The organism is Paenibacillus sp. W2I17 (assembly GCF_030815985.1).
Classification (GTDB): domain Bacteria; phylum Bacillota; class Bacilli; order Paenibacillales; family Paenibacillaceae; genus Paenibacillus.
The window spans coordinates 2,119,757-2,132,423 of the sequence record NZ_JAUSXM010000001.1 but is presented as its reverse complement, the minus strand read 5'-3'; the positions used below and the strand labels follow the sequence as shown (position 1 = coordinate 2,132,423).

Sequence of the window (12,667 nt, the reverse complement as noted above, 5' to 3'; positions counted from 1 at the left end):
GTGAACGCATTGGCGAAGGCAAGCAGTCAAGGTTTGACTGGAAGACAAAAAGCAGCAATTTTGTTGATTACATTAGGTCCGGAAGTATCGGCTCAGATCTTCAAACATCTGCGAGATGAGGAGATTGAGCAACTTACGTTGGAGATTGCCAACGTTCGCAAGGTTGATTCTTCCGAAAAGGACATGATCATGGCCGAGTTTCACCAGATCTGTCTGGCGCAGGAATATATCTCTCAGGGCGGTATCAATTATGCGAGAGAAATCCTGGAGAAAGCTTTGGGTTCTTCAAAAGCACTTGAAGTCATTAATCGTTTGACAGCTACGCTGCAAGTGAGACCGTTTGACTTTGCGCGCAAAGCTGATCCGAATCAAATTTTGAACTTTATTCAGAATGAAAGCCCGCAAACTATTGCCCTGGTTCTGTCTTACCTGCAATTCGAACAGGCAGCAGCGATTCTATCATCCTTGCCACAAGAGAAACAGGCAGATGTCGCTCGCCGGGTGGCTGTTATGGATAGTACTTCGCCGGAAGTCATCTCTCAAGTGGAGCGGGTTCTGGAACAGAAACTATCTTCTACCGTAACGCAGGATTACACGAATGCGGGTGGTATCGAATCAATCGTTCAGATTCTGAACGGAGTCGATCGGGGTACAGAGCGTACCATTTTGGACTCGCTCGAGATTCAGGATCCGGAGCTTGCAGAGGAAATCAAAAAACGCATGTTTGTATTCGAAGATATCGTCAATGTGGATGATCGTTCGATTCAGCGCATTATTCGGGATATCGACAACGCAGATTTGCAGCTGGCACTCAAAGTGGCAAGCGAAGAAGTTCGGGATGCCGTGTTCCGGAATATGTCGAAACGGATGTCCGAGACATTCAAAGAAGAGATGGAGTTCATGGGACCTGTGCGATTGCGTGATGTTGAGGAAGCTCAGACACGTATCGTAGGAACGATACGCAGATTGGAAGAAGCCGGTGAGATCATTATCGCACGCGGTGGAGGAGATGATATCATTGTCTAATTTGATTAAATCTTTCCAGTATGTACCCGTTGATGACCGTAAAAAACTTGAAAATCATCATCATTATGGTGGTGCTGAGGAGTCTGAAACGGAATTATACGGTGAAAGTGCTGAAGGTTCTGAAGCAGAAACGCTTCAAGCACGCGTGGACGAAGAAACACAACGTCTTACCGCAGAGATGCTGGAAGATGCCAAGGAGTTTGCAGAAACGCAAGTACGTGAAGCTTCAGAAGAGGCAGAGCGCATGCTTCAAGAGGCCCGTGAACAGATCGACAGCTGGTGGCAGGAACAACGACAACAGGATGAACATCTGACTGAAGCGCTTCGTTCACAAGGTTTCCAACAGGGTTTTGAAGAAGGCAAAGTACAAGCTGAACTGGATCTCCAGGTGCAGATCGAAAAGATGATGATTGAAGCCCAGGAAGTGCTCAAGGAAGCTTATGTAGCTAAAGATCAGATCATTCAGGAAGCCGAACCGTTCCTCGTGGAGCTCGCTTGCGGGATTGCTGAGAAAGTCATTGATAAGCAACTTACCATTGAACCCGATCATACATTGGAACTGATTCGTCAGAGTTTGTCACGTAAACGGGAGCAGGGTTTGATCACACTTTGTGTGGCTCCTGATCAGTTTACATTTGTACAGGCAGCTCGTGAAGAATTGTCTCTGTCCATTGACTCTCAGGCAGAATTGCAGATTTTGCCTGATTCAACGGTCAAAGACAAGGGATGTGTCATTCGTTCTTCGTTTGGAAGTGTAGATGCGAGAATTGATACACAGCTTGCTGAGATTAAAAAAGAACTGGTCCGCATAGCACTTGAGGATGAGGAGCGAAAAAATCAACATGAAGGTTCTTAGTTCACAGCGATATATGGAACATTTGCGCCAATTCGATCCTGTTCGTATTAACGGCAAAGTAACTCAGGTCATTGGTCTTATGGTGGAGTCAGAAGGGCCAGATGCAAGTATCGGTGACGTATGTTATATCTATCCTGGTAAATCGGCCAAGCCTCTTCAGGCCGAAGTTGTTGGGTTTCGAGATAACAAAGTGCTGCTTATGCCACTGGGTGAACTTCAATCCATCGGTCCTGGTTGCGATGTAGTAGGTACGGGTAAACCACTCGGTGTTCAGGTAGGCTCCGAATTGCTCGGTAAAGTATTGGACGGACTTGGGCAGCCGCTAGATGGTTCCCTTCTCCCATCCAGAATGCCGATGTACTCTACCTCCAATACACCGGTTAATCCAATGGATCGTCCACGTGTACTTGAAACGATGGGTGTTGGTGTAAGAGCTATCGATGGATTGCTGACCGTAGGTAAGGGACAGCGTGTAGGTATTTTTGCCGGTTCTGGTGTTGGTAAGAGTACGTTGATGGGCATGATCGCTCGTAATACAGCAGCAGATGTCAATGTCATCGCGCTTGTGGGTGAACGTGGACGTGAGGTTCGCGACTTTATCGAACGGGATCTGGGTCCGGAAGGACTGGAACGCTCCGTAGTCATTGTTGCAACTTCAGATCAGCCTGCCCTGATTCGGATCAAGGGAGCAGTTATTGCGACCACTATTGCAGAGTATTTCCGAGATCGTGGAATGAACGTGATGCTCATGATGGATTCGGTAACTCGATATGCGATGGCACAAAGGGAAGTTGGTCTGGCCGTAGGTGAACCTCCGGCAATGAGAGGATATACGCCATCGGTTTTTGCAAGTTTGCCCAAACTGCTTGAACGGGCAGGCACAGGGCCTACGGGTTCGATTACAGCCTTTTACACCGTTCTGGTTGATGGGGATGACATGAACGAACCGATCGCCGATGCGGTAAGGGGTATTCTGGATGGACACATTGTGTTAAATCGATCCATTGCAAATAAAGGTCATTTTCCAGCGATTGATGTGTTAGCCAGCATAAGTCGTGTTATGAAGGATATTGCTCCGGAAGAGCAGTTGGAAGCTGTTAATAATATGAAACGTTTGATGGCTGTGTACAAAGAATCGGAAGATTTGATCAATATTGGAGCTTACCAGCGGGGATCAAATGCAGCCATAGATGAATCGATAGACCAGATTGATAGTATATGGAACTTTACCAAGCAGAAAGTCGACGAGAAAGTCACCTTAAGTGAAGTGCAGGAACGTTTGATTCTTGAATTTGCAAGGAGATGAATGGTTAAGCGATGAAATTTCGATATCATTTCCAGAAAGTTGTTGACCTGAAGAGTAATGAAAAAACACAGGCAGAGTGGATGTTATCCACAGCGATCGGTAAACTTCAGACGGAGGAAGAACATCTGATACAACTTCTGAACGATAGAAATAATCTGGTCGGGATTATCCAATCTGCTACGGAAAATACAGCGTCTGTAAACAGTTTGCAGGAGATGCAGCGTTATGTACATCATCTTGACGAGTGCATTTCACGTAAAAACAATGATGTTAAACATGCTCAGGTCAACGTGCAACGGAATCAGACGTTTCTGAACGGTAAGATGGTTGATGAAAAAGTATGGCTTGGAGCGAGAGACAAGGCCAAGATCAAATTTCAGCAGGAGATGCTCCTCCGGGAACAGAACGATCTGGACGAGATGGCTACTGTACGCTTCGCTGCCAAAGCCGGACGCGCGAATTGATGTGAGCCGGACGCGAAGTTGTCTCGTGAAGGAGGAATGAACGATGGCTGTTAAAGACGATAGCGACATGGAAAAAGAATCGGGAGGCGGCTGGGAAAAATTTCTCATGATTTCCATCCCGATTGTATTCACCGTAGTATTGCTGGGCGTATTGCTTACGCTTTTTAATGTAGATATTCGTAATAATTTGTTTGAATTTGCTAACAAGATTCCGGTAGTTAAGGAATGGGTACCTGATCCTGTGCTGGACCCTGAGAAAGATAAGCTGGAGAAGAGTGAGCAGCAGGTTGAAAGTGCTGAAGCGACAATCGAAAAGCTGAAGTCCCAAGTTACGGCAAAAGAAACAGAACTTAAGGCAGCACAGGAAGCGACAACAACTGAAGCGAAGAAAGCAACAGACCTTCAGAAGAAGTTGGATGATGCGGAGAAAGCTGCTGAAACGGCTACGGCAGCAACGCCGGAAACGGAATCCGATTATCAAAAGCAAATCAAAGATTTAGCTAAAATGTATGCGGACATGAGTCCAAGCAAAGCTGCACCGATTTTGCAAAATATGACGAATGAGGAAATGGTATTGTTGTTGAATGCCATGCAGTCATCTGCTCGGACCAAGGTGCTTGAAAAGATGGACCCGAAAACAGCAGCCGATGTCACCATGATGATGAAGGATGCCAAACCGTCCGGGGATCTGGCACTGGATGCGCTGCAATCCAGATTGAAGAAAGAAACCGCAGCAACTTCAACTGCATCCACAACCACAAGCAAAAACCTGGATAAAAACCAGCTTAGTCAAACATTTGCTTCGATGTCTGCTTCAAGTGGTGCCAAGTTATTATTGGAAACATACAAGTTAAGTCCTGACAAAACATTGACCATCCTGAATTCAGTAGATGATGCAACACGCTCTCAATTGCTTGAGAACATGTCTTCAGAGGACTCGGTTGAAACTGCAAAAATTTTGAACAAATTAATGGGCAACAAGTAGAGCTGACTACACTGTATAACCGAGAGGGGGTGAAAATAAATGTCGATTGTATATCAGATGGCATCCACAGCATCTGCAAAAGCAACAGGAGCAGGTCAGACAACCGGAGCACAATCGAAAGGTTCAGCTGCAGGTGCTAGCGGTGAATTTCTCCAAACTCTTGCACAATCGTTATCTGGAGGAAATACAGAAGGTGATAGTCCAAGCGCTACTGGAAGCTTAACTGCCAATCCGTTGGTGTTTTCCTTTGCTACAAGTGAAGAAGGAGAAGCGGCATCAATCACGGCTATACTGAATTCGTTGTTCACGGACTTGGATTCACTTGACGAAGCTTTGGAAAATGACCCAGCTCTACTTGCAGGTTTGCAAACTCTGATTCAACAGATGTATACACAATTAAGTAATCCTTCAGGTACTAATGCAGAAGGTTCCGACGAGTCTTCGAACGGAGCGGAAAGCGTAAAAACAGTACCCGCAATTGAACTGTCGCAGCATCCGGCAGCAGTACGTTTTGTTCTGCAAGATGTGCTTACACAATTAGTGGCTGGAATGAATGATCCAGAGAGTAACGTTGCAAAGAACGCTCCTGAATTCAAACATTTGTTACAATCTCTGCAGAGTCAGCTTCAAGAGGCTGGAGTGGATACCGCGAGTAACAAAGGATGGACTGAACTGAAATCCATACTGGATACATTAACTGCAGTTAAGGATCAGACTGCACAAGTCGCTCCAAATACTTCGCTTCAATCATCCAAACAGGATTCTGTTGTACCACAAGTTCTTGTTGCGGCAGTGGCGAATTCTGGAACCCAGGTGAAAGATGAGGCTGTTACCACATCTGCTTCAAATGCAGGTGGAGAAGTGGAACACTCAACCATCATTACTGCAGGAGAGCTGTCCTTGCGTTCTTCAGGTACAACAGCAGGAAAACCGGCTGAACCTGTAATGCAAACATCACAGTTTGCCAAAGAAATGACACAGTTTGTTGTTAACAAGCTGGATATTGTCCAGCAAAAAGGATTTTCCGAGGCGACTATCTCACTTCGGCCTGAGCATCTAGGTAAGTTGGATGTTCAAATTACCTTGCAGAACGGGCAGTTGGTTGCACGGTTTATGACTGAGCACACGATGGCTAAAGACATGCTTGAACAACAAATGACGCAGCTGCGTTCTTCACTTCAAGCCCAGGGAATTCAAGTGGAACGACTTGAGGTTACCCAGAACAGTTCAATTGGATCACAGATGTATCAGGACGGAGGCCGTCAGCCGGGAAGTAACTCTCAGCAACAACGCCGTTCGCGTGAGCGTGAAGAACAATCGGATGATGCTATAGCTACAGCAGGGATTCAAGAAGAATTGCGTAACTGGCGTAGCGAGCAAGTCGAAGGAAACGAATTACAGAGAGATACGTTTAGTGCTAAGGCTTAAACAGAAATGAGGTGAGCAAATGGCTAATGAAATTGTTTCAACGAATAATACCTGGCCGAACTATTCGGCAGCCAATAAAGCAACCACAAGTGCTGCAACAAAAGAATTGGGTAAAGATCAGTTTCTAAAAATCTTGATTACCCAGCTGCAAAATCAAGACCCGATGCAGCCGATGGAGGATAAGGAATTTATCGCTCAAATGGCACAGTTCAGCTCAGTGGAACAACTGGTCAATATTTCTACGCAGCTTAAAACATTGAACCAGTCACTTGGTGCAGTATCCGGCATGATTGGCATGGAGGTAAGTTGGCTTTCTTCTAATAAAGATGATAACGGAATTCTTCGCCAGGGTATTGTAGATTCCATCATTGTAAGAGATAGCGTTCAATACGCAAAAGTGGGCAAAGACGAGATTAAGCTGGATGAGATCATTCAGGTGAATTATCCAAAACAGGCAGAAGAGAGTCAAACTCCGGTACAGAACGTTCAGGACGTAACCCCTGAAACGAACGAGAGCCAGCCAGTTGAATCATCCACTGAAACGGGTGACACGGAAGATAGCGGGAAAACGATATGAGTGATCGTATAACGGTTGGACAATTATATGCAGGCCCGATTACACCGAATATGCTTCAAAGACCCAAAACGGGAGAAGCTTCGGCCATACCCGAAAAACCTTTTGCAAAGGTGCTGGAAGATAATCTTCTGAAATTGAGCAATCATGCTGCCAAACGATTGGAACAGCGTGGCATTGAACTCAAGACCGAGCAAATGGAACAGATTGGTTCTGCTTTGGACAAAGCTGCTGCCAAAGGAGCCAAAGAGTCATTGATTTTAATGCAGGATATGGCTTTTATCGTCAATGTCAAAAATCGTACTGTGGTTACAGCTATGGATAGTGAGAGCATGAAGGATAATGTGTTCACTCAGATTGATAGTGCCGTAATCATTTCTTGACCGGCTGGCCCTTCTCGGGAGCCGGAATGCCGCTGACCGACTGATGCGGTAACCAAATGAAGACTGGGAGGATTTTTAAAAATGTTGAAATCAATGTACTCAGGCGTTTCCGGGATGCGGGGTTTCCAAACAAAACTCGACGTAATTGGTAACAATATTGCGAACGTAAACACGGTTGGCTTCAAAGGCAGTCGGGTTATGTTCAAAGATATTATGAGCCAAACTACGGCAGGGGTAACTGCCCCTGGCGATGCAAGTGGTGGTGTCAATGCGAAACAAATCGGTCTTGGTGTATCCGTAGGTTCAATTGATACGCTGCATCTGGCAGGTAGCCCAATGACAACGAATAATCCAACAGATCTTCGGATTAATGGAGATGGATTCTTCTTGGTACGTTTGAGTGAAGATCAGGAAGTACCTTACCTGACTCGTGCGGGGGATTTCCATGTGGATGCTGCACGTAACCTTTTGACTTCGGATGGATTGTTTGTTCTGGATAACGGTGGTGGAAATATTACGATACCGGATGATGTTGTTTCCTTCACGATAGGTCAGGATGGAACAATTAACCAGACCATGGCAGACGGAACCATCGAAGCAGGTCCACAGATTGGAATAGGTAAAGTTGTCAATCCGGAAGGCCTTGAGAAAATTGGGGGCAACTTGTACCGTATGACAGCAAACGCTAATCCGGATGGGGTGCTGGAACCATTAACAGCGAACAGTGCTGAGGACGGAACAGGAGCAATCATTGCTGGACAGCTCGAGATGTCTAACGTGGATCTGACTGGAGAGTTTACTGAGATGATCGTAGCTCAACGTGGATTCCAGGCAAACTCCCGGATCATTACAACGTCGGATGAAATACTTCAGGAAGTTGTTAACCTGAAACGTTAATAGCTGATTAATGAATTTTTAAAATGTGGAGGGGCTTGCTCCTCCCACTCTGATCAAGGGGGCTTAGCATGATTTCGGTTACGCGGTTAAATGGTTCTCCCATGTGGTTAAATGCGCTGATGGTTGAAATTGTGGAAGAGACGCCGGATACGTATATTACTCTGGTAACTGGAAAGAGACTGATTGTGCTTGAAAAAGCCGATGACGTTATTTCCAAGATTAAAGATTACAACCGTGAAATCGGGGTTCAGGCAGCCACTATTAAAGTGCAGCAAACGGAGGAATCCTGATGAAAAAAATGATGCCCTGGCTTGCAACAATGTTGCTGGCAATAACACTCATTGTGGTGGTTGTGTTTGTATTTATGCAAGGACAGAACGGGAATAAGGACGACACACATACGGCGGCAGCTGCTGAAGAAAAAAAAATGACTGCGGATGAAATTGTAGAGGTATCGTCAGAGCTTGCACAGATTAAAACGAATCTGGCCGATCCGGATCGTATTATTATGGTTAGTTTTTCTTTCAGGTTATCTGACAAAACAGCCAAAGAAGATTTTGAAAAAATTAAAAGCATTACGGTGAAGCCCATTATTATTCAGGCACTTGCAGACACCAAGGCTGAGGAACTGAGTTCGGCCAAGGGTATGAAACAATTCAATGAGAAACTGACAGGTCTAATTAATGAGGCATTGCCTGAGCCAAAATTGAAAAGCACTAGTTTTTCAGACATTGTTATAGCACCAATGTAATGAACAGAACACGCTGTAGACCTGTAAGGGGGTGAGAACATGGTGGATGTATTATCACAAAATGAGATTGACGCCCTATTAGCAGCCCTTTCTTCTGGTGAAATGGATGCAGAAGAATTGAAGAAGGAAGAAACTCAGAAGAAAATCAGATCGTACGATTTTAAGCGGGCAGTGCGTTTTTCCAAAGACCATATCAGAAGCTTGACTCGTATTCACGAAAACTTTGCACGCTTTCTCACCACTTATTTTTCAGCCCAACTGCGGACATTCGTTCAAATCAATGTCGTTCAGGTCGAACAGTTGCCTTATGATGAGTTTATCCGTTCTATTCCTAAGATGACGATATTGAACATTTTTGAAGCGGAGCCACTACAGGGACGAATGGTGATGGAAGTCCATCCAAACGTGGGATATGCGATGCTGGATCGCCTTCTTGGTGGAACCGGGAGTGCTCCAACAAAGATTGCATCGATGACGGAGATTGAAACGACCATCATGGAACGAATATTCAGCCGTGCATTTGAAAGTTTGCAAGAAGCATGGAAGACAGTGTTGGATATTACCCCAAGGATGGAAGCGCTCGAGACCAATCCGCAATTTATGCAGATTGTATCTCCCAATGAGACCATTGCTCTGATCTCGCTCAGTACCAAAATTGGTGACACGACAGGCATGATCAATCTATGTATACCGCATGTCGTTCTTGAACCTATTATGTCACGGTTGTCAACTCATCAGTGGTTTGTTTCGGAGAAGAAAAACGAGAGCTCCGGAGGAGTATGATGCACTAAAAGAGCGTGTAAACAAAGCCAAGTTACCCATCGTTGCGGAATTGGGAGAATCGAGAATTTCAATTGCAGAATTTCTGGGTCTGTCCGTTGGCGATGTCATTACGTTGAACAAACCAGTTGATGAGGGACTTTCCATTAAAGTGGGTGACAAACTGAAATACATGGGCAGTCCGGGGACAATCAAAGACCGTGTGGCTGTGCAAATAGACAAGATTGTCACCGAAGGAGTTGAAGAATTTGACGAGTAAGGATTATTTATCCCAAGAAGAAATCGATGCTTTGCTCAGGCAATCGGAATCGATAAACAGCTCGGAACCCGCTGAAAAGACGGTTGATGATTTTTTGACCGAGCTGGAGCAGGATGCCTTGGGGGAGATTGGTAACATTACATTTGGTAGCGCGGCAACAGCCTTATCCACGCTATTAGGCCTCAAAGTAGATATTACAACACCTAAAGTTTCTATCATTAGTCGAACGCAGTTTGAAGAAGCTTTTCCTAAGCCACATGTTGCCGTTCATGTGAATTACGTGGATGGATTCGAAGGCATTAACTCGCTTGTTATCAAGAAGAGAGATGCTCAAGTCATCGCTGATTTGATGCTGGGTGGCGAAGGAAATCCGGTCGATGAAGAACTGAATGAAATCCATATTAGTGCAGTACAGGAAGCGATGAACCAGATGATGGGTTCCTCTGCAACCTCAATGTCCACGATTTTTAATCGTTTTGTGAATATTTCCCCTCCGGGAATCGATATTCTCAATCTGGAGAGTGGAGAGGGTGTAAGTAATCTTCCAGCAGATGAGACCCTTATCCAAGTTTCATTTCGTTTGTTAATCGGGGATCTGATCGATTCCAATCTGATGCAGTTGCTTCCAGTACATTTTGCTAAAAGCATGGTAGATATGTTAATTGGAGGCGCTCAGGAGTCAACTGCCAGCGCACCAGTGGCATCAACACCTGAACCTGCGCCAGCAGCTGTACCAGCAACGCCATCACCGGTTGCGGAGCAGCCGCCCGTTCAACACCAACAGGCTCCACAGGCTCCACAACAGCCTGCTCAGGACTATAACGGATATGGACAGGCCCCGATGGGTATGCCTCAAGGAATGCCGCCACAGCAGCCGTATGGCATGCCACCGCAGCAACCTTATGGTGCACCTCAACATTACGGTGGAATGCCAAATAGGAATGTTAACGTACAGCCAGTTCAATTCGCCAATTTGCAAAATGGGGCGTATGGTCAGGTAGACGAAAACAATTTGAATTTATTGATGGACATTCCCCTTAAAGTCACCGTAGAATTAGGAAGGACCCAGAAGCAAATTAAAGATATTTTGGAACTGTCACAGGGTTCGATTGTCGAACTGGATAAGTTAGCCGGGGAACCTGTCGATATTTTGGTGAATAACAAACTGATCGCCAAGGGAGAAGTTGTCGTTATTGACGAAAACTTTGGTGTTCGTGTTATAGATATCGTTAGCCAATGGGACCGAATTCAGAAATTACAATAAGCACAATTTAGGGAGGACTTGAATCAAGATGGCAAACCGAATTTTAGTCGTAGACGACGCTGCATTTATGAGAATGATGATCCGGGACATTTTGTCCAAAAATGGATATGAGGTTGTTGGTGAGGCACAGGATGGCTCACAAGCAATTGAGAAATTTAAAGAGCTTCGTCCGGATCTGATCACAATGGATATCACGATGCCTGAGATGGATGGCATTGCAGCTTTGAAAGAAATCAAAAAGATTGATGCTAACGCTAAAGTAATTATGTGCTCCGCGATGGGTCAACAAGCGATGGTAATCGACGCTATTCAAGCAGGTGCTAAAGACTTTATCGTTAAACCGTTTCAATCTGACCGGGTTATCGAAGCTATCAGCAAGACACTGGGCGTTTAAGAGACATGATGATGGCTCAGGGTGATATTCCAGGAGGAGCTGGCGTGGGAAGTAATTATTATTTACAGCTTGTATGGGTGATTGTTGTCCTGGCCGTCATCCTGGCCCTTATTGTTTATCTGATCCGTTTTCTAAACAAAAGGAATCAGCAAATGTTCCGGCACGGCACAATTCGTACCCTGGGCGGGGTTGGACTGGGGCAAAACAAGTCGTTGCAAATTATGGAAATTGGTGGATGTGTATATCTGCTTGGTGTAGGTGAAGACATCCAGTTGATAGACAAGGTTTCGGATCTGGAAGAGGCCCAAAGAATCATTGATTCCTTCGAACGAGATGCGGCTGCACAACAAGGAAATCTCTCACCTCTCATTGCCAAGCTCACAAAACGTTTCCGTAGAGAAGAACCGCCGCGGGAAATGGAACTAGAGGACACAACTTCTTTTCACGAAATGTTTGAATCCAAACTTCGGCAGATGCCTAACCGTAAAGAGAAGATGGAAAAGCTCCTGGATAAAGACAATACTACAGATCGGTCGAGGGATTCATGAAGAAAAAGATTTGGTTAGCGTGTTGTTTATTAGGACTTATCAGTCTGGCATCTGTAACGGTTGCCTTTGCCGAACCCATTCCGAATATTGATATTCAGATTGGAAACGGTGATGGAGGGACACCAAGCACGAGTTCACTGTCCATCATTCTGTTAATTACGGTGCTTAGTATTGCTCCAGCAATGCTTGTACTGATGACCAGTTTTACTCGGATTGTGATTGTGCTCGGTTTTATACGTACATCTTTGGGTACACAACAAATGCCACCCAATCAGGTGCTGGTCGGTTTGGCGCTATTTCTGACACTTTTCATTATGTCGCCGACGTTGTCTTCCATAAATCAGGTAGCGCTTCAGCCCTATCTCCAGGGAGAGCTTACGCAAACCGAGGCACTTGAAAAAGCAGCGGATCCCATGAAGAAATTTATGTTTAGTCACACCAGAGAAAAAGATCTGTTACTGTTTATGAAGTACAATCAGACTGAACAACCAAAGACCTATCAGGATATCCCAATTACTGTTATGGTGCCGGCATATGTAATCAGTGAGTTGAAGACAGCATTCCAGATGGGGTTTATGATTTTTATTCCGTTTCTGGTTATAGACATTGTTGTCGCGAGTACACTCATGGCAATGGGGATGATGATGCTTCCGCCGGTCATGATCTCATTACCTTTCAAAATACTGCTCTTTGTCCTTGTGGATGGGTGGTACCTGGTTGTCAAGTCACTGTTACTGAGTTTTAACACTTGA

General features: G+C 45.2%; 15 protein-coding genes and 1 pseudogene. All 16 read left to right on the top strand.

All coding sequences use genetic code 11. From position 1 onward, the window contains the following. Nucleotides 1-9: 9 nt before the first annotated feature. The 16 genes and pseudogenes from fliG to fliP all read left to right on the top strand — a co-directional run bounded on the left by fliG (nucleotide 10) and on the right by fliP (nucleotide 12,667). A complete protein-coding gene (fliG, locus tag QF041_RS09305) occupies nucleotides 10-1,026 on the top strand; it encodes a flagellar motor switch protein FliG (RefSeq protein ID WP_047842476.1) in 1,017 nt (338 codons plus the stop codon). Continuing rightward, nucleotides 1,019-1,882, top strand: coding sequence for a FliH/SctL family protein (locus QF041_RS09300; RefSeq protein ID WP_307413696.1), 864 nt, complete (start codon nucleotides 1,019-1,021; stop codon nucleotides 1,880-1,882). The genes fliG and QF041_RS09300 overlap by 8 nt, the downstream gene beginning before the upstream one ends. Continuing rightward, entirely contained in the window at nucleotides 1,869-3,188 is a 1,320-nt protein-coding gene (gene fliI / locus QF041_RS09295) for a flagellar protein export ATPase FliI (protein WP_036609365.1), read from the top strand. The genes QF041_RS09300 and fliI overlap by 14 nt, the downstream gene beginning before the upstream one ends. Nucleotides 3,189-3,199: 11 nt before the next feature. Next, nucleotides 3,200-3,652, top strand: coding sequence for a flagellar export protein FliJ (gene fliJ / locus QF041_RS09290; RefSeq protein ID WP_307413693.1), 453 nt, complete (start codon nucleotides 3,200-3,202; stop codon nucleotides 3,650-3,652). Between the two features lie 43 nt (nucleotides 3,653-3,695). Further along, nucleotides 3,696-4,637 (top strand): MotE family protein, encoded by a 942-nt coding sequence (locus QF041_RS09285; RefSeq protein WP_221824181.1) that lies wholly within the window; start codon nucleotides 3,696-3,698, stop codon nucleotides 4,635-4,637. Nucleotides 4,638-4,676: 39 nt separating this feature from the next. Beyond that, nucleotides 4,677-6,065: a flagellar hook-length control protein FliK gene (locus QF041_RS09280; RefSeq protein WP_307413692.1), complete on the top strand. Its 1,389-nt coding sequence runs from the start codon at nucleotides 4,677-4,679 to the stop codon at nucleotides 6,063-6,065. Nucleotides 6,066-6,084: 19 nt separating this feature from the next. Then, nucleotides 6,085-6,642, top strand: coding sequence for a flagellar hook capping FlgD N-terminal domain-containing protein (locus QF041_RS09275; RefSeq protein WP_307413690.1), 558 nt, complete (start codon nucleotides 6,085-6,087; stop codon nucleotides 6,640-6,642). Then, entirely contained in the window at nucleotides 6,639-7,022 is a 384-nt protein-coding gene (locus QF041_RS09270) for a TIGR02530 family flagellar biosynthesis protein (protein WP_047842481.1), read from the top strand. The genes QF041_RS09275 and QF041_RS09270 overlap by 4 nt, the downstream gene beginning before the upstream one ends. Before the next feature lie 81 nt (nucleotides 7,023-7,103). After that, entirely contained in the window at nucleotides 7,104-7,919 is an 816-nt protein-coding gene (gene flgG, locus QF041_RS09265) for a flagellar basal body rod protein FlgG (RefSeq protein ID WP_264929307.1), read from the top strand. A gap of 68 nt (nucleotides 7,920-7,987) precedes the next feature. Continuing rightward, complete coding sequence (locus tag QF041_RS09260) at nucleotides 7,988-8,209, top strand: flagellar FlbD family protein (RefSeq protein ID WP_076208897.1); 222 nt, start codon at nucleotides 7,988-7,990, stop codon at nucleotides 8,207-8,209. After that, nucleotides 8,209-8,670: a flagellar basal body-associated FliL family protein gene (locus QF041_RS09255; protein ID WP_215075444.1), complete on the top strand. Its 462-nt coding sequence runs from the start codon at nucleotides 8,209-8,211 to the stop codon at nucleotides 8,668-8,670. Before QF041_RS09260 ends, QF041_RS09255 begins: the two co-directional genes overlap by 1 nt. Before the next feature lie 39 nt (nucleotides 8,671-8,709). After that, nucleotides 8,710-9,709, top strand: a pseudogene (gene fliM, locus QF041_RS09250) (flagellar motor switch protein FliM). Further along, nucleotides 9,699-10,973: a flagellar motor switch phosphatase FliY gene (fliY, locus tag QF041_RS09245; protein ID WP_307413687.1), complete on the top strand. Its 1,275-nt coding sequence runs from the start codon at nucleotides 9,699-9,701 to the stop codon at nucleotides 10,971-10,973. Before fliM ends, fliY begins: the two are co-directional and overlap by 11 nt. A gap of 28 nt (nucleotides 10,974-11,001) precedes the next feature. Continuing rightward, complete coding sequence (locus QF041_RS09240) at nucleotides 11,002-11,367, top strand: response regulator (protein ID WP_017689175.1); 366 nt, start codon at nucleotides 11,002-11,004, stop codon at nucleotides 11,365-11,367. 11 nt (nucleotides 11,368-11,378) lie between these two features. Continuing rightward, complete coding sequence (locus QF041_RS09235; protein WP_091017292.1) at nucleotides 11,379-11,915, top strand: flagellar biosynthetic protein FliO; 537 nt, start codon at nucleotides 11,379-11,381, stop codon at nucleotides 11,913-11,915. Beyond that, entirely contained in the window at nucleotides 11,912-12,667 is a 756-nt protein-coding gene (gene fliP, locus QF041_RS09230) for a flagellar type III secretion system pore protein FliP (RefSeq protein WP_036609355.1), read from the top strand. The genes QF041_RS09235 and fliP overlap by 4 nt, the downstream gene beginning before the upstream one ends.

What these genes read in the sequence shown, in the direction of transcription:
- QF041_RS09275 (WP_307413690.1), top strand. Translation starts at nt 6,085, where the DNA reads ATGGCTAATGAAATTGTTTCAACGAATAATACCTGGCCGAACTATTCG.
- QF041_RS09270 (WP_047842481.1), top strand. Translation starts at nt 6,639, where the DNA reads ATGAGTGATCGTATAACGGTTGGACAATTATATGCAGGCCCGATTACA.
- fliP (WP_036609355.1), top strand. Translation starts at nt 11,912, where the DNA reads ATGAAGAAAAAGATTTGGTTAGCGTGTTGTTTATTAGGACTTATCAGT.
- QF041_RS09260 (WP_076208897.1), top strand. Translation starts at nt 7,988, where the DNA reads ATGATTTCGGTTACGCGGTTAAATGGTTCTCCCATGTGGTTAAATGCG.
- fliJ (WP_307413693.1), top strand. Translation starts at nt 3,200, where the DNA reads ATGAAATTTCGATATCATTTCCAGAAAGTTGTTGACCTGAAGAGTAAT.
- QF041_RS09255 (WP_215075444.1), top strand. Translation starts at nt 8,209, where the DNA reads ATGAAAAAAATGATGCCCTGGCTTGCAACAATGTTGCTGGCAATAACA.
- QF041_RS09240 (WP_017689175.1), top strand. Translation starts at nt 11,002, where the DNA reads ATGGCAAACCGAATTTTAGTCGTAGACGACGCTGCATTTATGAGAATG.
- QF041_RS09280 (WP_307413692.1), top strand. Translation starts at nt 4,677, where the DNA reads ATGTCGATTGTATATCAGATGGCATCCACAGCATCTGCAAAAGCAACA.
- QF041_RS09235 (WP_091017292.1), top strand. Translation starts at nt 11,379, where the DNA reads ATGGCTCAGGGTGATATTCCAGGAGGAGCTGGCGTGGGAAGTAATTAT.
- fliI (WP_036609365.1), top strand. Translation starts at nt 1,869, where the DNA reads ATGAAGGTTCTTAGTTCACAGCGATATATGGAACATTTGCGCCAATTC.
- flgG (WP_264929307.1), top strand. Translation starts at nt 7,104, where the DNA reads ATGTTGAAATCAATGTACTCAGGCGTTTCCGGGATGCGGGGTTTCCAA.
- QF041_RS09285 (WP_221824181.1), top strand. Translation starts at nt 3,696, where the DNA reads ATGGCTGTTAAAGACGATAGCGACATGGAAAAAGAATCGGGAGGCGGC.